The sequence below is a fragment of the Pseudomonas sp. I8001 genome, from assembly GCF_013385345.1.
Taxonomy (GTDB): Bacteria; Pseudomonadota; Gammaproteobacteria; order Pseudomonadales; family Pseudomonadaceae; genus Aquipseudomonas.
This window is the reverse complement of record NZ_JACAQC010000033.1, coordinates 131,474-149,795: the sequence shown is the minus strand read 5'-3', so window position 1 is coordinate 149,795 and position 18,322 is coordinate 131,474. Positions and strand designations below refer to the sequence as shown.

Here is an 18,322-nt window from a genome sequence, read left to right as displayed (position 1 = left end):
GTGATAACGACCGCAGTCTGGCATGACGCGCACAAAAAAGCGGCCCCTGGAGGCCGCTTCTTCGTTACCGCAAGCGCTTAAGCCTGAATCAGGCCCTTGATCTTCACGGTCGGATTCACGTCAGCGTCGTAGTCCACGCCGTCGATCTCGAAACCGAACAGGCGCAGGAATTCCGCCTTGTAGCCGGCAAAATCGCTGATCTCGTTGACGTTGTCATCGGAGACCTGATTCCACAGGGCCGCTACCGCGTCCTGAACCTTAGGCTCAAGTTCCGCGAGGTCGGCGCGCAGGCGGCCGTCGGCGTCGAGCTTGGGCTCTTTGCCATACAGGCTGTCCTTGAACAGGCCGTAGACCTGCTCGATGCAACCTTCGTGGGTGCCCTGCTCTTTCATCACTTTAAACAGCAACGACAGGTACAGCGGCATGATCGGGATCGCCGAGCTGGCCTGGGTCACTACTGCCTTGAGTACCGACACACGGGCGTCGCCTTTCAGCGCCGCGAGGTTTTCGCGCAGGGTCAGGACTTTCTTGTCCAGGTCCTTCTTGGCTTCGCCGATGGAGCCGTTCCAGTAGATATCCTGGGTCAGCTTCTCGCCGAGGTAGGTGAACGCAGTGGTCTTGGCGCCTTCGGCCAACACGTCGGCGTCACGCAGGGCGTCGATCCACAGCTGCCAGTCTTCGCCGCCCATGACTTTCACGGTGCCGTCGATTTCTTCCTGGGTGGCCGGTTCGAGGGTGGTGTCGACCACGACGCCCTTGTCGGTGTTGATGCCGCGCAGGGTCACAGCCTTGCCGATCGGCTTCAGGGTGGAGTTGTGCACCACGCCTTGCGGGTCGGTACGGCGTGGCGCGGCCAGGCTGTAGACCACCAGGTCGATCTTGCCGAGGTCTTTCTTGATGGTTTCGATGGTCAGGCGCTTGATCTCGTCAGAGAACGCATCGCCGTTGATGCTCTTGGCGTACAGGCCTTTTTCCAGCGCAAACTTCTCGAAGGCGGCGCTGTTGTACCAGCCGGCAGAGCTGAGCTTGCCTTCTTCGCCTTCTTTCTCAAAAAACACGCCCAGGGTGTCGGCGCCGCAGCCAAAGGCAGCGCTGATGCGCGCGGCCAGGCCGTAGCCGGTGGAAGCCCCGAGGACCAGCACCTTTTTCGGGCCGCCTTCAATGGCACCGTGTTCGGTCACGTAGTCGATCTGCTCTTTGACATTCGCTTCACAGCCAACCGGGTGAGCGGTCACACAGATAAAGCCACGAACCCGCGGTTTGATGATCATAAAATTTCTGCCTCTTCCAAGGTGCCGAAGGCCAATGGTGGCCATTACAGCGTCAATCGTACCGGTCTATGACGCCCGGAAAACCGAAGCGTCACGATAGTCGCAAATCTTCTGTTCACAAAATGCTATCCGCAACACCGCCGACCTGACCATCCGCCGAGGCATTTTAGGGGGACAACGGTAAAAATCTGTGCTGCGACTTCACAAATTTCCAGCATTTAAAACGCCACGTGAGGGCGATAACACCCTATCATGACCATATTATTTCGATATGTTTCGGCTCGGGCATGATGCCCACGGGTTGACTGACTCCTTTGCCTGGCCTGCCAGTCAATCGCGGACGGTTTTGAAGCAATCGAAAACCGTCCGATGGAGCCCAGTTTCATGAGTAAGAGTGTCATCCGCAAACGCCTGGCATCCGCCGCTTGGGTCCTTGGCGTATTGCTGTTCATTTATTGCTTCCCCAAGACCACCCTGGTGTTTCTGCTGCTGGTGGTGTTCTGTGGACTGTATGACTTCCTACGCAATGGCCTGTACGACAGCGCGACCATCAAGAAGTATTTCATCGGCAACGGGCGCAATACCTGGCTGCTGGCACCGTTCAACACGCTGTTCGATTTGTTGAGCCAGCGTAATCGCCACGTTTATAAAATGAACGACTTGCCGCCGGCCTGGCGCGAAGACCTGCAAAAGGTGATCGACGACGCCATGGCCAACAAAGACGAGATCATCCAGTACCTGGATGAGCGCATGGCCGAGAAAAAACGCGGCATGCTGTTTTTCCAATGGTACGGCCGCCCGATCGAGACCACCCTGGATATCCCGCAACTGCGGGAAAAACTGCCCTACGTGAAAACCATCGGCGTGTCGGTATTCAACGAAAACCGTTCCACCTCGTTTCACTTCGGCCCGCTGCGCATGATGTTCCGCGTGCTCTACAACATGGCACCGGCGCCCCATCACGACGGCGTCTACATCCAGGTCGGCAAGCACAAACACTACTGGCACGATGATCCGCTGTTTATCTTCGATGACACGCTGATGCACGCCTCCTTCAACAAGAACGACGCCAAGCGCTACTGCCTGTTCATCGACATCGTGCGGCCAACCCTGGTGCCGTCGGTGCTCAACGGCCTGATCGCGGCCTTTGCCGGAGCAGTCTTTACCCTGCGTCGGTTTTTCTACAAAAACTGGAAGCTGATTCAGTAACTTCTGCGGCATGATGGTGCGCGACGGTGTTTGCGCTCGGCTCCAGTGCCGGGGAAAATGCCAGTCCAATGCGACCGAAAACGGCGCGCACTATCCTCAAGCCACTGGCCATGCCTGGTCCGGTGGCTGTGCTTTCAGGGAATCAGAATGCCCCAAAGACAAGTCATCAATGCCTCCGTAAGCCCTAAAGGCAGCCTTGAAACGCTGTCGCAACGTGAAGTCCAGCAACTGAGCGAAGCCGGTACCGGCAGCATCTACACCCTCTTCCGTCAATGCGCCCTGGCCATCCTCAACACCGGCGCGCACATCGACAACGCCAAGACCATCCTCGACGCCTATAAAGATTTCGAAGTGCGCATCCACCAGCAGGACCGTGGCGTGCGCCTGGAACTGTTGAATGCACCGGCTGACGCGTTCGTCGATGGTGAAATGATCGCCAGTACCCGGGAGATGCTGTTCAGCGCCCTGCGTGACATCGTCTACACCGAAAACGAACTGGACAGCCAGCGCATCGACCTGAGCAGCTCCCAGGGCATCACCGACTACGTGTTCCACCTGCTGCGCAACGCCCGCACCCTGCGCCCGGGCGTCGAGCCGAAGATCGTGGTGTGCTGGGGCGGGCACTCGATCAATACCGAAGAATACAAATACACCAAGAAAGTCGGCCACGAGCTCGGCCTGCGCAGCCTCGACGTATGCACCGGCTGCGGCCCCGGCGTGATGAAAGGCCCGATGAAGGGCGCAACCATTTCCCACGCCAAGCAACGCATTACCGGCGGGCGCTACCTGGGCCTGACCGAGCCGGGGATAATCGCCGCCGAGGCGCCGAACCCGATCGTCAATGAGCTGGTGATTTTGCCGGACATCGAAAAGCGCCTGGAAGCCTTCGTGCGCGTCGGCCACGGCATCATCATCTTCCCGGGCGGCGCCGGCACCGCCGAAGAGTTCCTGTACCTGCTGGGCATCCTGATGCACCCGGACAACCGCGACGTGCCGTTCCCGGTGATCCTCACCGGGCCGAAACACGCCGCGCCGTACCTGCAACAGCTGCACGCGTTTGTCGGCGCGACCCTGGGCGAAGCGGCGCAGGCTCATTACCAGATCATCATTGATGACCCGGCTGAGGTGGCACGGCAGATGACCGTCGGCTTGAAAGCGGTCAAACAGTTCCGCCGCGAGCGCAACGACGCGTTCCACTTCAACTGGCTGCTGAAGATCGACGAGGGCTTCCAGCGCCCGTTCGACCCGACCCACGCCAACATGGCCAGCCTGCAACTGAGCCACGCGCTGCCGCCCCATGAACTGGCGGCCAACCTGCGCCGGGCGTTCTCGGGGATTGTGGCGGGCAACGTCAAGGACAAGGGCATCCGCCTGATCGAGCAGAACGGGCCGTATGAGATTCATGGCGACCCGGCGATCATGAAACCGCTGGATGAGTTGCTGAAGGCGTTCGTAGAGCAGCACCGGATGAAACTGCCAGGCGGCGCCGCCTACGTGCCGTGCTACCGCGTGGTGCAGTGAGTCAGCGCTGAACCGCTACGCACTTGATCTCCAGCAGCAAGCCTGGGTTGGCCAGTTCTGATACGCCAATGACCGTCCAGGCGCACAACCCGCGAGGGAACAGGCGGTTTTTCACTTCACGGAAAACCGCCATGTGCTCGCTCATGTTCACGTGGTAGGTGGTCATGTCGACCACGTCTTCAAACGTACAGCCCCCCTCCTCCAATACCAGGCGCAGGCTCTCCCAGGCGGCGACGAACTGTGCCTCGGGGTCGGTGATGACTTCCAGGTGTTCCGTGCGGCCGACCTGCCCTGCGCAGTACAGGGTCTTGCCGACTTTTACCGCCGGGACGTAGCCGGCGCGTTCGACGATGGGGTGCATGGAGGTAGGGATGATGAGGTGGCGGTCGGTCATATGTTGTATCTCTTAAGGCTGGTTTCAGGCGTGTCGACGGGAAACGTTCGGACTATCGTTTTACCTGTTCCGACCCACCCACGCCAGATGAGTAACCTATGGACCAATGGATCTTGCCCTCCACTATTCCTTACCCTAAGGTAAGGAGTATCACGAGAGAGGCTTTCAACATGGCTACCGCCACACTCACTTCAAAAGGCCAAATAACCATTCCCGTTCAAGTCAGGGCCGCACTTGGGCTGAACACTGGCGACCGGGTCGAATTCGTCGAAATGGAAGAGGGCAAGTTTGCGATCATCGCGGCCAGCAAGACTGTGTTGGACCTCAAAGGGCTGATCCGCAAACCCGCCAAGCCCGTCAGCATCGAAGAAATGAACCTGGCCATCGCTGCACAGGGAGCCAAAGCACGATGATTGGACTGGATACCAATGTGCTGGTGCGTTACGTCACCCAGGATGATCCCGTCCAATCGCCAAAGGCATCCAGACTGATCGAGTCGCTCACCACTGCCTCGCCGGGTTTTGTCAGCCTGGTTTCAGTAGTGGAATTGGTGTGGGTCCTGCAGTCCAGTTACCAGTCAGCCAAGAGTGAAGTGGTTGCGGTCCTGGAGACGCTGCTGCGTACCCGCGAACTGACCGTAGAGCACGCCGACGTTATCTGGCAGGCACTCCGGCGATTTACAAGCACCAGGGCCGATTTCGCCGACTGCCTGATTGAACGCTGCGCCCACGCAGCAGGCTGTGAATATACGGCGACATTTGATGTCAGCGCGGCCAAGGCTACCGGCATGCGGCGGCTGACCTGAGGCGTCGCGTTGCAGAAGCGTCAAGGCTTTGGTAGAAAATGCCCTTACTGACTTTATCCAGAGACAAGACCAACGTGCGCACGCTTTTTCTCGCCGGCCTGGCATTAACGTCCCCATTGACCCTCGCCGAAGCCATCGCCTGGCCCGACCTGCCCGACACCTGCTTCGTCAGCGGTCGCTCCGCTACCAGTCAGGATGTGGATACCGGTTGTGCGGCGTTTCTGATCAATGTGAAGGGCAAGGCGGCAGGCACGCCGATCAAGCTGGATATCCCGCAGTACGCCATGCATGTCGACGAAGGCACCGGCAAGGAAACACCGGTGATCCTCATCCAGGCGGAAGAGAATGGCGATGTTAAAGCGGTAGGTTACAAGGAGCTTGGCACCGGTCAGTTGGGCGCGGCGCTGCTCAGGGAAGTTCGGCTTCTGGGTACGAAGAAGCCGATTTAAGCCATCGGAAAACGGTCAGCGAACCCAACCGCCGCCCTGCCAGTGATAGCCGTCGTTACGCTGTTCCCAATGCGGGTGAACATAACGATAACCTGGCCGTACAGGCTCCCAGTGGCCGTGAACCGCCACATAGCGCCCGCCTTCCCAACGCCAGTAGCCACGCGACCACAGGTAACCTGGCCGCCCTTCGGGCTCGACCTCGATGACCTGCACCGGCGGCGGTTGCGGCGCGACGACTTCTACATATTCACGCTGCACCGGTCGTCGATCATGCACGACCCGCTCCTCTACACACCCGGAAGCCGCGACGACCAAAGCCGCCAATGCCGCATAACGTAACAACATACAGAATCCTCGGGCGTAACCGCCCAGCGTTTATACCGGTAAAAAAAATGCCCCCTTGTTCCAGCCGCGCTCCTGCTTGGCCATAAGACTTTTTAACAGGTACCAACTGTCAGCTTGCTGAACCCACGGGCAGACAGCAGGTAAAGAAAAACTGACCTTTTCAAGAGGCACAGACTGCGACCGGCTGTTTCAGTCGCACCAGAATCAGCCCGGCCACCACCACGGAGATCCCTGCATACGTCGACGCATGAATCTCATCGCCAAACATCAGTGCCGCCCACACCAGTGTCACGGGAGGCTCCAGGTACACCAATGTCGCCACATGGGTAGCCGTCATTACGCGCAACAACATCCACAGGCTCAGGTAAGCCACGAAGGTAGAGAACACCGTCAGCCAAACGATGGAGATCAATACGTCGGGGGTCCGCGGAATGCTCAGCGTATCGGTGTACAGCACCGCTGCAGCAAAGCCGATCAAGGTCAGCAACGACTGGATAAACAACGCCAGGCTCAGGCCGCCGGAGTCAGTGCGGGCCGCCCGCCGTTCGTACAGCGTGGCCACGGTCAGACCGAGTGCCGACACCAGGGGCAATGCATACATGACCCACCCGACTTCGGCCCCGCTGTTGCGGTATTGCCCGAAGATGACGATCGACACGCCGGCAAAACCGATCATCAACCCCAGCCACTGCCAGCCGCCGCTGCGTTCAGCGTGGTTACCCGATGACAGCGCCGCCGTCATCAACGGCTGCAGGGCCGCGATGATCGCCGCAATCCCCGGCGGCAAACCGTTCTGGATCGCCACGTAGACACAGGTCAAATAGAGAAACTGCGAGAGGAAACCCACCACCGCGTGATGGCGGATCTGTGCCCAGGAAACCTTCAGCAGCCGCACGTTCAAAAACAGCGCCAGGCACAACGACACCAGCAAGAAACGCCAGAACAGCACGTTGAACACGCCATCACTCCGGGTCGCCAGTTTCGCGCCGATAAACCCCGAACTCCACGACAGCACGAACACCGCCTGTAACAGCAACAGCCCCACGGTTGATCGCTTCATTGAGCCTCCGGTTCGCTTGATTGACCAAAAGGCTAAGTGCCGCGCATGATTCTGTATATTTGAATAATCTGTACCACTAATCCTTAAAAGTGGAATCATGAGCAAACAACTGAATATTGATCTGTTGCGCACTTTCCACGCGGTAGCCCGCTTCCAGCGATTCAACGAAGCGGCCAATCATGTGCATCGCAGTGCCTCGACGGTGACCACGCAGATCCAGAAGCTCGAAGACCAGGTCGGCCAACGCCTGTTCAGCCGCAGCAACCAGGGGGTTGAACTGACGATGTACGGCAAGAAACTCCTGGGCGAAACCACCGAATTCCTCAAGAGCCACGACCGCTTGCTGGCCTCCCTCAAGCCGCAACGCATGCAGGGCAAGATTCGCCTGGGTTTGCCTGATTCCTACGCGCCAGACTTCATGCGGGAGTTCCTGCCCCGCCTGGTCGCCGACAACCCACTGCTGGAACTGGAGGTAGAGGCGCGCTCCAGTGGCGAACTGCTCACGCTGTTCGCCAGCAGGCAGTTGGACCTGGCCCTGATTGTCAGCGCCCAGCCGTTGGAACAAGGCGAGCGCCTGGGAGAAATCCAGCCGCTATGGGTGGCCGCCGAACACTTCAGCTGCCCTCCGCAGGCGCCGCTGCCGATTGCCGTGCAACTGACAGGTTGCCCTTATCGCGCTGCAGCGATTCGAGCGCTGAAGGAGCACGGCACTTACTATCGGGTGCTGCTGGAAAGCGCGAGTTCGCCCGCTGTTGAAGCGTGTATCCGCAGTGGCATGGCGGTGGGGTTGGTGGAAGAAAGCCGCATGGGTAAGGGATTGACGCGCCAGATTGCTGGAGCTGAACTGCCGCCGCTGCCGCTGCATCACCTGTACCTGCTTGGCGACAGCAGCAACCTGTTGGCATTGCATCTGTATGAGCAGGTCAAGGCCGGCTTCAGCGTCTAGGGTGGTCCGAAACGCAACAGCACCGCATCGACAAATCGCCGCAGCTTGGCGGTGCGCTGGCGATTCGCGGTGTAGAGCAAATGCATCTGCCGACTTGGCGCCTCATAGTCCGGCAGCACTCGCACCAACTCACCGCTCTTGAGCGCCGAGCGCAAGAAATCCTCAGGCCCCAGCACAATCCCGAAACCATCCCGCGCGGCCGACATCAAGGCCCGGCTTTCATTCACGTGCAGGCGGCTGGCGACCTGGGCCTTGTGCAGGACGGCGCCTTGGTAGAACGACCATTCGCGATCAGCCGGACGTGACCAGTAGGCGTATCCCAGGCACTCGTGGTGTTCAAGGTCAGCGGGCGTCAGCGGCGTGCCGCGCTCGGCCAGGTATTTGGGTGCCGCACAGACCACCAGGCGGTAGGGCTGCAGCGGCCGGGCGGTGAGGCTGCTGTTCGCCAGCGGGCCGATACGGAACGCCACTTCGTAGCCCTCCTCCACCAGGTCGACAAACCGGTCGGTCAGGTGCAGGTCGATTTCCACCTCGGGGTTGTCGCGTAAAAATTCGGTCACCAGTGGCATCAGGCTGTAGGAGCCAAAAGTCACTGGGGCGCTGATCTTGAGCTTGCCCCGTGGTGTGTCATTCATGATCTGGGCGAGGGAGTCTGCGGCCTCTGCCTCTGTCAGGATATGTTTGCAGCGCTCGTAGTACGCGCTTCCCAACTCCGTCAGGCTTTGCCGGCGTGTGGTGCGGTTGAGCAGGCGTGCGCCCAGCCGCCGCTCCAGCGCCGCCACATGCTTGGCTACCATCTGCGGCGACATTCCCAGGCGTTCGGCAGCACGGGCGTAGGACCCCAGTTCGGCAGCCATCACAAAGGCACTCATGCTTGAAAGGCGGTCCATCATTCACCACTCCCAGTAACAACACCAAGACCAGAACGGCCATTTATCCTCATCCAGTAGCCAATCATCATAACGTCTCTCTCAACTCAGGAGCACCGACATGAAAATTGGCATTATCGGAGCAGGCTTTATCGGACGCGCCGTTGCGCAGTTGGCGTTGGCGGCCGGCCATGAAGTGATGTTGAGCAACTCCCGCGGCCCGCAGTCGATGAGCAGCGTGCTGAGTGGCATTCGTGGGGTTCAAGTGGGTACTGCGCAAGACGCCGCGCAATTTGGCGAACTGGTCCTGCTGGCGATTCCGTTCGAACATTACCGCAGCGTGCCGGCGCAGTGGCTGGAAGGCAAAACCGTGATGGATGCCAACAACTACTACCCTAACCGCGACGGCCATATTCCCGTGCTCGACCGCTTTGAAACCACCACCAGCCGGTTGGTGGCCGAGCACCTGTCGCAATCAAATGTGGTGAAAGTGTTCAACGCTATCCTGGCGCCGGACCTGACCCAGGATGCTCGCAGCCGCGGCGCACCCGACCGGCGCGCGCTCCCGGTCGCGGCGGATGACCCGGCAGCCAAGGCGCAAGTCATCGCCCTGCTGGACGAGATCGGCTTCGACGCAGTAGATGCCGGTGGGCTGGATGAGAGCTGGCGGTTTGAACGCGCCAAGCCGGCGTACTGCATACCTCTGGATAAAGAGGGACTGAAGGCAGCGTTGGCAGCTGCAGAGCGGCAGGTCGAAGTACCCGCTCATTGGTGACACCTGCAAAAAAGCCCGCTGACCGTCACCGGTTCAGCGGGCTTTTTACGTTGCGCAGGCCCTGAATCAGGACCTCACCAACGTCTTACAGCGCGATGTCAGAAGCTGGCTTGCTCGGCTCAGCCGCAGGCTTTGCAGCCTCGGTGGCTTTCGGAGCAGTCAGCTGCGGAATCGCAGGTGGAGGCGTCAGCTGCAGAATGTTGGCGGTGTAGGCCCATTCTTTAGCCACAGCTTCAGGGCTGTCGTTCAGCTTGGTGCCGTAGCTAGGCACGATCTGGTGCAGCTTTTCCTGCCAGGCCGGGGAAGCAACCTGTTCCTTGAACACTTTCTGCAGCACGGTCAGCATGATCGGAGCCGCGGTGGACGCGCCTGGCGATGCACCCAACAGGCCGGCGATGGTGTTGTCGGCGGAGCTGACCACTTCGGTACCGAGTTTCAGGACGCCGCCCTGCTCTTCGTCACGCTTGATGATCTGCACACGCTGACCGGCCTGCCACAGGCGCCAGTCTTCTTTCTTGGCGTTCGGGAAGTACTCTTGCAGCGCCTTGAAGCGGTCGTCATCCGACAGCATCAGTTGGCCGGCGAGGTACTCGACCAGTGGGTATTCGCGGATACCGACTTTGGTCATTGGCCAGATGTTGTGGGTGGTGGTGCTGGTCAGCAGGTCCAGGTACGAGCCTTCTTTCAGGAACTTGGTCGAGAAGGTAGCGAATGGGCCAAACAGAATCACGCGCTTGCCATCCAGCACGCGGGTATCCAGGTGCGGAACCGACATCGGCGGTGCGCCAACGGAAGCTTTACCGTAGGCCTTGGCCAGGTGCTGCTCGGCAATCGTTGGGTTATCGGTGACCAGGAACGAACCGCCAACAGGGAAGCCCGCGTATTCCTTGGCTTCAGGAATGCCCGACTTCTGCAGCAGGTGCAGTGCACCGCCGCCCGCGCCGATGAACACGAACTTGGCGTCGGTTTCCGTCTTGGTGCCGTCTTTCAGGTTCTTGTAGCTGACACGCCAGGTGCCATCGGCGTTCTTGGTGATGTCCTGCACTTCGCTCGACAGTTTCAGGTCGAACTTCGGCGTAGTTTGCAGGTGAGCGACGAACTGGCGCGTGATCTCGCCGAAGTTCACGTCCGTACCGATCGGGGTCCAGGTGGCCGCGATTTTCTGGTTCGGGTCACGCCCTTCCATCATCAGCGGAACCCATTTGGCGATTTGCGCCGGGTCCTCGGAGTACTGCATGCCGGCGAACAGCGGGCTCGCCTGCAGCGCTTCGTAACGCTTCTTCAGGAACTTGATGTTGTCATCGCCCCACACGAAGCTCATGTGCGGAGTGGAGTTGATGAACGAACGCGGGTTCTTCAGGACGCCCTGCTGAACCTGCCAGGACCAGAACTGACGGGAGATCTGGAACGCTTCGTTGATCTCGACCGCTTTCGGGATCTCAACGTTGCCGTTCTTGTCTTCCGGGGTGTAGTTCAGCTCAGCCAAAGCCGAGTGACCGGTACCGGCGTTGTTCCAGCCGTTGGAGCTTTCTTCGGCCACGCCATCGAGGCGCTCGACCATCTCCATCGACCAGTCCGGTTGCAGCTCATTGAGCCACACACCCAGGGTTGCACTCATGATGCCGCCGCCGATCAGCAGCACATCGACTTTCTTTGCCTCTTCCGCGTGAACGGAAGTGATCCCCATCGACAAAGCCAGCCCCAGCAGGGCAGTGTTTACTTTTTTAAACATCAGTAGCACCTATGATAAAACGCCATCCGCCCCACTGCCCCTGATCATGGGCAACCCTCAATCACGCTGCGCCAGGCAACGCACCGCGGGGTGTGCACATTCATTCGGGGACCGCAGGGTGGGCACACAAGGCCGACGTATCGACCTCACTTTTATGTCCCTTCTGCGCTGACTTCTTATCATTATTGGCTTCAGCTACCTGGGCGCCAGCTAACCACCGGGACGTATACGGGTGTACGTACTCGATAGAGGCTAGACCAAGATGGCGCGCAGAATATCACGCTCGGCGCCTTATATGGACTCAGCGGTCGGGCGGCCATCAGTTCGCCAGTTTTTAAGATCCGTCTCATGTGCCTCTAAATCACAGCATTGCACTATGGATTGGCTTACCTGACGGGTAGGCAGACAACCTTCCTTCTCTTAAAAGAGGCACTGCAATGCTGAACAAACTGAGCCAACTCACCCTCGCCTGCGGCGCTTGCTGGTTGCTGGCCGGCACCGCTCAGGCGGCGGACGGGCAGATCGAATTCACCGGTTCCGTCACCGATAACGCCTGCACCATCACCACCGGCGACGTGAACAAGTCGGTGACTCTGGACCCGGTGCGCATCGCTGACTTCGCGCCCACCGTGGGTTCGGTGCTCACCGATAAAGCTAAGCCGTTTTCCATCAGCCTGGACAACTGCAGCACCGCGACCCGTAAAAACGTCGCGATCACCTTCAGCGGCCAGCAAGACGCCAGCGACCCGACATTACTGGGCCTGACCGGTGAAAACCAGGTGCGCGGCATCGCGATCCAGATCACCGACTCCCGTAACGGCAACAAACTGCCACTGAACACGCCGACCGCCGATTACGACCTGCGTGCACAGTCCAATACCTTCGACTTTACCGCTGCCTACGTGCGCACCGTCGCCGACACCACCACCGGTGAAGGCGACGACGCGGTGACCACCTCCGGCATCAGCACCGGTCAGGTGCACGCGCTGGCCAGCTTCGACGTTACCTACAAGTAATTGCTCGTCAACACCGTGGGCCAGGCGTTCGCGCGCCGGCCCGCGGGCTTCCGGAGGTCCCCCTGTCATGCGTTTGAAAGTCTATCTTCTGCTCGCCCTGCTGCCGCTCTGGCACAGCGCCGCCAACGCCGCCGTCACCGTCGGCGCCACGCGACTGATCTACGACGGCGCTTCCAACGAAGCCAACCTGAGCGTCAGCAACCGCGACGACACCTCGCCTTACCTCGTGCAGTCCTGGGTCAGCCACTTCGGCAGTGGCAACGAGGAAAGCGTCGATAACTTTATCGTCACGCCGCCGCTGTTCCGGCTGGATGCCGACAAGGAAAATATCCTGCGCATCATTTTTACCGGTGGCCCAGAAGTGCCCCAGGACCGCGAAAGCCTGTTCCTGATGAACGTCAAGGCAATCCCGGCCATGAGCGACGATCAAAAAGGCAAGAACGTGCTGCAGATCGCGCTCAAGACCACGATCAAACTGTTCTACCGCCCGGCCGGCCTCAAAGGTTCGCTCAAGGACGCGGTGGCGCAAGTGAACTGGAAGGCCCAAGCGGGTGCATTGGCCGTCAATAACGCCTCCAAGCTGCACGTGGTGGTCAGCGAACTGAAGCTCAACGGCCTGCCGATCACCCAGGCGCCGGATGTGCTGCGCCCAGGCGAAGCGCGTGAGCTGCCGATCCAGGCAAAGGCCGGCGATGAAGTGCAACTGAGCTACATCGATGACTACGGCAGCATCGTGACCGCCCCCGTCATCCGCATTCACTGATACCCACGCGACAACCCCGGAACGCCTTTTCAGGAACGACCATGCTCCGTTCATTCCCAGTCATGCGCCGTTGCGCCGTGAAGGCTTTCGGCTGCCCGCTCGTGGCCGCCGCCGCCTTGCACCTGGCCCCCGCACACGCCGGCTACGAGTTCGATGCGTCGTTTCTCGAAATCGGCGGCGGGCAGAGTTCGGCCGCTGTGAAACAACAGGTCAGCGCCATGAGCGACGGCCAGTTGCCGGGGATTTACCGGGTGGATATCCAGCTCAACCAGCGCTCGATCGAACAGCGTGATGTGCGTTTCATCCGCGCCACCGGCACCCAGGAACGCTCGAGCACCGGCCTGTTCCCCTGCCTGGATGTCGAGTTCTTCCGCGCCCAGGGCGTGGCCGACACGGCCCTGCAAAACCGCACCGACGCCGACCCCACCTGCATTGCGTTCGATCAGGGCCTGGCCGGCGTGAGCTACGACTACGACTTCAACCGCCAGATCCTGTCGATTGAAATCCCACAGGCCTACCTGGGCAGCGTCCCTTTTGAAGTGCGCCGTCGGCAATGGAGTAACGGCGAACAGGTGGCCTTCACCAACTACAGCTTCACCGGCAGCACCGTGGAGTCCGATACCGGCCGCCGCCAGGACCAGTTCGGCAGCCTGAGGAGCGGCGTGAATGCCGGGGCCTGGCGCCTGCGCAATTTTTCGACCTGGCAAAAAGGCAGCACCACGCCCGGGCGCTGGGAGTCGCTGGAAACCTACGCCCAGCGCGACATGGGCAATATGATGGCGATCGCCACCCTGGGCGATTCCACCACCGAAGGCGACCTGTTTGACGCGATCCCCTATCGCGGGCTGGGCATCGCCTCTGATCTGGACATGCTGCCCGACCAGGCCCGCGAATTCGCCCCGGTGATTCGCGGCATTGCCAATGGCCGCTCGCGGGTGATCATCCGCCAGCGCGGCTATGTGATCCATGAGCAATGGGTGCCGTCGGGGCCGTTCGCCTTGACCGACCTGTACCCCACCGCCAGCAATGGCGACATCGAAGTCACCGTGGAAGGCCCGGACGGCCAGCGCCAGATCTACACCCAGTCGTTCTCGTCGGTGCCCTACATGCTGCGCGAAGGCCAGCAAAGCTATTCGGTATTCGCCGGCCAATACCGCCCGGCGCAATCGTCCTTTGTGCAGCAAACCCCAACATTTATCCAGGCCTCCCTACGACGCGGTTTGAGCGGCAGCACCACGCTGTTTGGCGGCAGCCTGCTGAGTAATCAATACAACGCCGGCCTGCTGGGTTTTGCCCACGACTTTGCCGGCTTTGGCGCGATCTCGGTGGACGTGACCCACGCCCGCAGCGACGCCGTGGGCCGGGAGAAAACCACGTCCAGCGGCCAGTCGTTTCGCTTTCGCTATTCCAAGTCCCTGGCGGCCACCGACACCAACTTCAGCCTGATCGGCTACCGCTACTCCACCGGCGGCTACTACTCGTTCAACGAAGCGCTGAACAGCCGCAGCACCGAGCAAACCCTGGACACGTACCGCAGCGGCCACATGAAAAGCAACTTCACCGCCAACGTGTCGCAGCAATTGGGCGGCTACGGCGGGGTCTATGCCAACGTGTCGAAAACCGCCTACTGGGACAAGAGCAAGGCCGACACCTCGATCCAATTGGGATACAGCGCGAGCGTCGGGGACATTTCCTACTCCCTTGGGCTGGGCCTGAACAAAGGCGCCAACAGCGACGACCGCAGCCTGTCCCTGAGCATCAGCATGCCCCTGGGCGGCACGCGCAGCCAGCGCGTTACGGCCAACATGAACCAGAGCGCGCGGGGCTCGGCATCACGCACCGCGACCCTGAGCGGCAACGCGTTCGAGGACGATACGCTGGCCTACAGCGCGGGTGTGTCGCAGCAAGTCAGCGGCGCGCAACGCCAGACCGGCGGCACCTTCGCCGCGCAATACGACGCGCCCAACGCGATTGTGCGCGGTGCCTATAACGAGACCACCGGCAGCCGCCAACTGGACATGGGCGTCGAAGGTTCGGTGGTGGCGTATGGCAGCAACCTGATGTTCAGCCAGCCATTGGGCGAAACCAATGTGATCGTCGCCACACCGGGCGCCGCCGACGTGGGCATCAGCAACAAGCGCGGTGTGCGCACCAACAGCAATGGCTACACCGTGGTGCCGCAGGCCCTGCCCTATCGCAAAAACCGCGTGTCGCTGGACACCCAGTCGATGCCGTCTGACGTCGACATCGCCGAGCCGGTGCAGGAAGTCACGCCAAACCGCGGCGCGTTTGTACTGGCCGACTTCGACACCCGGCGCGGCCAACGCATCCTGTTTCGCATCAGCGACACCCTTGGCGAAGCAGCGCCGTTTGCCGCCCGCGCCGAATTGTTTGCCCCGGATGGCCGCGCCCTCGGCAACACCCTGGTGGCCGACAAAGGCCGCGCGTTCCTGACCGGCGTGCCGCCCGAGGCGCGGTTGTTGGTCAGCGTCGACGGCCAGCCGTGGTGCAGCCGTGAATTGAAGCTGGACGAAACAGCGCCTGCCGACGGCGGCATCACCCAAATGAATATTCAATGTGAGCGCGCGGCCGGTGGGTCGGGTGCCAAGGATTCCTGACATGATCGTTAAAGCAACACATAAGGTGCGTGGACGGCTGATGCTTGCGCTGTTGTGCGCAGTATTGAGCTGCCTTTCACAACAGGCGCAAGCGTTGGTCGAAGGGAATCTCAACTGCACAGTGCCAGGCGTTCCGAGCGGCGGCTACACGTTTACACCGGGCCAGGCGATCAGGATCGTCTTCGAGGGCACGTGCACCGTTCGCCGCGCATTCCCCTATTCAGCCGGTTTAAATACGCGAATCAACTACATGAGCGGCCCGAATCAAGCCCCGTTGAGATGGTCCGACCCGTATAACAACATCTATTTATACGATCTGAATATCGGCCAATACAGCCGCAATTGCCTGGGCGGCTACTGCCGGCCTCTACCCCTTAATACTGTGGTGCCTTACCGCTACATTCTGGTGGGCACAGCACCCCAAACTGCAGGCACACGTTGGATAGGGGTGTTGCTGGGCGTTACCTCGGAAAACTGGCTGGGTTATGGCGAGTGGTTTCTTAACACAGGGTTTTCATACACCGTAGTCCCGCCTGCCTGCAGCCTGAGTTCACCCGGCAGCGTCAACCTGCGCTTCGGCTCTATCAGCAACAGCGACCTCAATAACCAGATGCAGTCGACCACAGTGTCAATTAAATGCTCGGCGCAGATGCGAGCCAACGTCTACCTGCTTCCAAACCAGACGGTAGTCAGCCCTACTACCGGTGTGACGCGCACCTCGCTGGCAGGTCTGAACATGCAGGCGCTGTGGACCGACACCCTGAACCCGGTGAACTTCACTACCCCGCGCTTTATGCAGTTACGCGTGGGCAGCAATGACGTAAACCTGAGCTTCAAGCCACAACTGGCGGCCGGGCAATCACCGACGGGTGCGTTTCAGAGCCAATACACGCTGAACATCGACTATCAATGAGGGCCTTGCCATGAAAACTCCACTGCTCGCCCTGATGCTGCTCAGCAGCACCGCTCACGCTGCCGACGTGGTGAATATCACCGTCAGCGGCACCCTCACCCGCCCACCGTGCGTATTGAGTACCGGCACAACCCTGACCGCCGCATTTGGCGACGTGCGTACTGACCAGGTGGCGACCACCGGCACTGTGGAAGTGCCGGTGCGCTTGAAGTGCTCGTCGGGTTCTTCGCTAAATGTCAGCTTCACGTCCAATAACGGCACCTACACCTCCACCGTGGCCAAGACCACGGCGGATAACCTCGGTGTGTCGTTGCTGTGGGCGGACAACACGGCGGCAAACCTCAATGGCACCGTCAAGAAATACACCAACCTCAGCGGCGACGTGGATATCAGCCTCAAGGCGCAACTGGTCGAACGCGGCACGCTGGCGCCGGGCGCGTTCACCTCGTCGATGGTCATGACCCTCAATTACCTATGAAAGCGCTCGCCTGGATGCTGCTGGCCGTAGCCAGCACCGCCCTTGCGCAAGCGGCGGAAGAAGCGCAGATCGACGTCAGCGGCAAGCTGACCGCACCGCCGTGCACCGCAAGGTTTCCGAGTACGCAACAGGTGGACCTGGGCAAGGTCAACCTCAACCAGTTGGCCGACGGCAGCACCGTCGCCACCGATGTGCCGCTGGTCTTCGACTGTCAGGCGGGCGCTCAGGTCGAGCTGAGTTTGTCGGCGGGCATGGCCCGGGCCCTCACCGTCAGCCCGGTGCTGCTCACCAATCTCCCATCCCTGGGGTTGCAGGTGCAATTGCGTGACAAGACCGACAAGCCGGGGATCGGCCTGGGCCAAACCGGCACCTGGCCGGTAGAAGACGAACCGTTGGCGCTGACCCTGCGCGTCAAGCCCGTGTCCCTGGGCGAGCTGCCCGAGGCGGGTAGCTACAAAGCCACCCTGTTGATGCAGATGACGTACCGCTGATTACTGAAACTGCCGGGCTTCGATGCAATAGGTCAGCAGCGCCTGGTCACTGTCCACCTCCAGCTTGCGCATGGCCGAAATCTTCTGCGCGCTGACGGTCTTGTTGCTGCGGCTCAACTGCCGCGCGATATCGCTCACGCTCATGCCCGTCACGAATAAACGCAGCACTTCCATCTCCCGTGGCGACAGGCTCTGGAAGCGCGCCTGCACCTGGGTCACATTGGCCAAGACCGAAGTCGCGGCGGGCTCCGGTGCGCGGTAACTGCGCTGGGCACTGATCGCGCCGAGGGCCTTTTCGATCTCGCCGTGCAGGTGGTTCTTCTGGATCACCCCGGCCACACCCAATTCCTGCAAGCGGGTGAGAATCAGGCTGTTGGAAATCATGGTCAGCACCAGCACCTGGGTCGCGGGAAAGTGACGCAGGATGTACTCGATCAGCTTCAACCCATCGCCATAGGTGTCGTCACCCGGCATGTTGAAATCGGTGATCAGGACTTGCGGCCGGTGCTTGCGCAACTGCTCGATCAGTTGACTGGAACTGACCGCCTCGCCCACCAGGCTGTAGCGTGAATCACGCTGCACAATTTCGCGCACGCCCACCAGTACGATCGGGTGGTCATCGGCGATCACAACGTTCATTTCTCGCATTCTTTATCTTCCTTGTAAT

General features: G+C 60.4%; 20 protein-coding genes. 13 read left to right on the top strand and 7 right to left on the bottom strand.

Translation table 11 applies throughout. The features are described from left to right. Positions 1-77: 77 nt before the first annotated feature. Complete coding sequence (gene fabV, locus HX839_RS22460) at positions 78-1,271, bottom strand: enoyl-ACP reductase FabV (RefSeq protein WP_003218863.1); 1,194 nt, start codon at positions 1,269-1,271, stop codon at positions 78-80. Between the two features lie 384 nt (positions 1,272-1,655). On the opposite strand from fabV, the gene HX839_RS22455 reads away from it, so the two are divergent. Both HX839_RS22455 and ppnN read left to right on the top strand, forming a co-directional pair. Further along, positions 1,656-2,480 (top strand): aspartyl/asparaginyl beta-hydroxylase domain-containing protein, encoded by an 825-nt coding sequence (locus HX839_RS22455; RefSeq protein WP_008437659.1) that lies wholly within the window; start codon positions 1,656-1,658, stop codon positions 2,478-2,480. Positions 2,481-2,627: 147 nt separating this feature from the next. After that, complete coding sequence (ppnN, locus tag HX839_RS22450; protein WP_003218868.1) at positions 2,628-4,001, top strand: nucleotide 5'-monophosphate nucleosidase PpnN; 1,374 nt, start codon at positions 2,628-2,630, stop codon at positions 3,999-4,001. Between the two features lies 1 nt (position 4,002). Here ppnN and HX839_RS22445 read toward each other — a convergent pair whose 3' ends face one another. Beyond that, positions 4,003-4,395: a RidA family protein gene (locus tag HX839_RS22445; protein ID WP_003218870.1), complete on the bottom strand. Its 393-nt coding sequence runs from the start codon at positions 4,393-4,395 to the stop codon at positions 4,003-4,005. Positions 4,396-4,493: 98 nt separating this feature from the next. Between HX839_RS22445 and HX839_RS22440 the strand changes: the two genes are divergently transcribed. From HX839_RS22440 to HX839_RS22430, 3 genes are all read left to right on the top strand, one after another. Continuing rightward, complete coding sequence (locus tag HX839_RS22440) at positions 4,494-4,808, top strand: AbrB/MazE/SpoVT family DNA-binding domain-containing protein (protein WP_003218872.1); 315 nt, start codon at positions 4,494-4,496, stop codon at positions 4,806-4,808. Then, positions 4,805-5,200 (top strand): PIN domain-containing protein, encoded by a 396-nt coding sequence (locus HX839_RS22435; protein ID WP_003218874.1) that lies wholly within the window; start codon positions 4,805-4,807, stop codon positions 5,198-5,200. Before HX839_RS22440 ends, HX839_RS22435 begins: the two co-directional genes overlap by 4 nt. Before the next feature lie 74 nt (positions 5,201-5,274). Beyond that, positions 5,275-5,649: a hypothetical protein gene (locus tag HX839_RS22430; protein ID WP_032899669.1), complete on the top strand. Its 375-nt coding sequence runs from the start codon at positions 5,275-5,277 to the stop codon at positions 5,647-5,649. A gap of 15 nt (positions 5,650-5,664) precedes the next feature. Here the strand turns inward: HX839_RS22430 and HX839_RS22425 are convergent, their stop codons facing one another. Together HX839_RS22425 and HX839_RS22420 are read right to left on the bottom strand one after the other, a co-directional pair. After that, complete coding sequence (locus tag HX839_RS22425) at positions 5,665-5,994, bottom strand: YXWGXW repeat-containing protein (RefSeq protein ID WP_023659079.1); 330 nt, start codon at positions 5,992-5,994, stop codon at positions 5,665-5,667. 160 nt (positions 5,995-6,154) lie between these two features. After that, the gene (locus HX839_RS22420; RefSeq protein ID WP_177067698.1) at positions 6,155-7,054 is read right to left on the bottom strand and encodes a DMT family transporter; all 900 of its coding nucleotides are present in this window, start codon (positions 7,052-7,054) and stop codon (positions 6,155-6,157) included. A gap of 97 nt (positions 7,055-7,151) precedes the next feature. Here HX839_RS22420 and HX839_RS22415 point away from each other — a divergent pair, with 97 nt between their 5' ends. Beyond that, positions 7,152-8,000 carry a LysR substrate-binding domain-containing protein gene (locus HX839_RS22415; protein WP_177067697.1) on the top strand — a complete coding sequence of 283 codons (849 nt, stop codon included), beginning with the start codon at positions 7,152-7,154 and terminating at the stop codon, positions 7,998-8,000. Here the strand turns inward: HX839_RS22415 and HX839_RS22410 are convergent. After that, a complete protein-coding gene (locus HX839_RS22410) occupies positions 7,997-8,893 on the bottom strand; it encodes a LysR family transcriptional regulator (protein WP_173883044.1) in 897 nt (298 codons plus the stop codon). The genes HX839_RS22415 and HX839_RS22410 overlap by 4 nt on opposite strands. 97 nt (positions 8,894-8,990) lie before the next feature. On the opposite strand from HX839_RS22410, the gene HX839_RS22405 reads away from it, so the two are divergent. Continuing rightward, complete coding sequence (locus HX839_RS22405) at positions 8,991-9,644, top strand: NADPH-dependent F420 reductase (protein ID WP_008437644.1); 654 nt, start codon at positions 8,991-8,993, stop codon at positions 9,642-9,644. Between the two features lie 85 nt (positions 9,645-9,729). Here HX839_RS22405 and mqo read toward each other — a convergent pair whose 3' ends face one another. Continuing rightward, entirely contained in the window at positions 9,730-11,376 is a 1,647-nt protein-coding gene (gene mqo, locus HX839_RS22400; RefSeq protein ID WP_177036279.1) for a malate dehydrogenase (quinone), read from the bottom strand. A 437-nt stretch (positions 11,377-11,813) separates the two neighbouring features. On the opposite strand from mqo, the gene HX839_RS22395 reads away from it, so the two are divergent. The 6 genes from HX839_RS22395 to HX839_RS22370 all read left to right on the top strand — a co-directional run bounded on the left by HX839_RS22395 (position 11,814) and on the right by HX839_RS22370 (position 17,655). Continuing rightward, positions 11,814-12,392, top strand: a complete 579-nt coding sequence (locus tag HX839_RS22395) for a fimbrial protein (RefSeq protein WP_003218890.1) — start codon at positions 11,814-11,816, stop codon at positions 12,390-12,392. A 67-nt stretch (positions 12,393-12,459) separates the two neighbouring features. Next, positions 12,460-13,155 carry a molecular chaperone gene (locus HX839_RS22390; RefSeq protein WP_003218892.1) on the top strand — a complete coding sequence of 232 codons (696 nt, stop codon included), beginning with the start codon at positions 12,460-12,462 and terminating at the stop codon, positions 13,153-13,155. A 41-nt stretch (positions 13,156-13,196) separates the two neighbouring features. Beyond that, positions 13,197-15,773: a fimbria/pilus outer membrane usher protein gene (locus HX839_RS22385; RefSeq protein WP_177067696.1), complete on the top strand. Its 2,577-nt coding sequence runs from the start codon at positions 13,197-13,199 to the stop codon at positions 15,771-15,773. A 1-nt stretch (position 15,774) separates the two neighbouring features. After that, on the top strand, positions 15,775-16,686 hold the full coding sequence (locus HX839_RS22380; protein ID WP_236260813.1) for a fimbrial protein: 912 nt from the start codon (positions 15,775-15,777) through the stop codon (positions 16,684-16,686). A gap of 10 nt (positions 16,687-16,696) precedes the next feature. After that, positions 16,697-17,164 (top strand): fimbrial protein, encoded by a 468-nt coding sequence (locus HX839_RS22375; RefSeq protein ID WP_003218898.1) that lies wholly within the window; start codon positions 16,697-16,699, stop codon positions 17,162-17,164. After that, positions 17,161-17,655 (top strand): fimbrial protein, encoded by a 495-nt coding sequence (locus tag HX839_RS22370; protein ID WP_003218900.1) that lies wholly within the window; start codon positions 17,161-17,163, stop codon positions 17,653-17,655. Before HX839_RS22375 ends, HX839_RS22370 begins: the two co-directional genes overlap by 4 nt. Here HX839_RS22370 and HX839_RS22365 read toward each other — a convergent pair whose 3' ends face one another. Next, the gene (locus HX839_RS22365) at positions 17,656-18,303 is read right to left on the bottom strand and encodes a response regulator (RefSeq protein ID WP_017477281.1); all 648 of its coding nucleotides are present in this window, start codon (positions 18,301-18,303) and stop codon (positions 17,656-17,658) included. It lies immediately after the preceding gene. Positions 18,304-18,322: the final 19 nt, after the last annotated feature.

Coding starts and splice junctions, on each gene's coding strand:
- fabV (WP_003218863.1), bottom strand. CDS start 1,271: ATGATCATCAAACCGCGGGTTCGTGGCTTTATCTGTGTGACCGCTCAC.
- HX839_RS22455 (WP_008437659.1), top strand. CDS start 1,656: ATGAGTAAGAGTGTCATCCGCAAACGCCTGGCATCCGCCGCTTGGGTC.
- ppnN (WP_003218868.1), top strand. CDS start 2,628: ATGCCCCAAAGACAAGTCATCAATGCCTCCGTAAGCCCTAAAGGCAGC.
- HX839_RS22445 (WP_003218870.1), bottom strand. CDS start 4,395: ATGACCGACCGCCACCTCATCATCCCTACCTCCATGCACCCCATCGTC.
- HX839_RS22440 (WP_003218872.1), top strand. CDS start 4,494: ATGGACCAATGGATCTTGCCCTCCACTATTCCTTACCCTAAGGTAAGG.
- HX839_RS22435 (WP_003218874.1), top strand. CDS start 4,805: ATGATTGGACTGGATACCAATGTGCTGGTGCGTTACGTCACCCAGGAT.
- HX839_RS22425 (WP_023659079.1), bottom strand. CDS start 5,994: ATGTTGTTACGTTATGCGGCATTGGCGGCTTTGGTCGTCGCGGCTTCC.
- HX839_RS22420 (WP_177067698.1), bottom strand. CDS start 7,054: ATGAAGCGATCAACCGTGGGGCTGTTGCTGTTACAGGCGGTGTTCGTG.
- HX839_RS22415 (WP_177067697.1), top strand. CDS start 7,152: ATGAGCAAACAACTGAATATTGATCTGTTGCGCACTTTCCACGCGGTA.
- HX839_RS22410 (WP_173883044.1), bottom strand. CDS start 8,893: ATGATGGACCGCCTTTCAAGCATGAGTGCCTTTGTGATGGCTGCCGAA.
- HX839_RS22405 (WP_008437644.1), top strand. CDS start 8,991: ATGAAAATTGGCATTATCGGAGCAGGCTTTATCGGACGCGCCGTTGCG.
- mqo (WP_177036279.1), bottom strand. CDS start 11,376: ATGTTTAAAAAAGTAAACACTGCCCTGCTGGGGCTGGCTTTGTCGATG.
- HX839_RS22395 (WP_003218890.1), top strand. CDS start 11,814: ATGCTGAACAAACTGAGCCAACTCACCCTCGCCTGCGGCGCTTGCTGG.
- HX839_RS22390 (WP_003218892.1), top strand. CDS start 12,460: ATGCGTTTGAAAGTCTATCTTCTGCTCGCCCTGCTGCCGCTCTGGCAC.
- HX839_RS22385 (WP_177067696.1), top strand. CDS start 13,197: ATGCTCCGTTCATTCCCAGTCATGCGCCGTTGCGCCGTGAAGGCTTTC.
- HX839_RS22380 (WP_236260813.1), top strand. CDS start 15,775: ATGATCGTTAAAGCAACACATAAGGTGCGTGGACGGCTGATGCTTGCG.
- HX839_RS22375 (WP_003218898.1), top strand. CDS start 16,697: ATGAAAACTCCACTGCTCGCCCTGATGCTGCTCAGCAGCACCGCTCAC.
- HX839_RS22370 (WP_003218900.1), top strand. CDS start 17,161: ATGAAAGCGCTCGCCTGGATGCTGCTGGCCGTAGCCAGCACCGCCCTT.
- HX839_RS22365 (WP_017477281.1), bottom strand. CDS start 18,303: ATGCGAGAAATGAACGTTGTGATCGCCGATGACCACCCGATCGTACTG.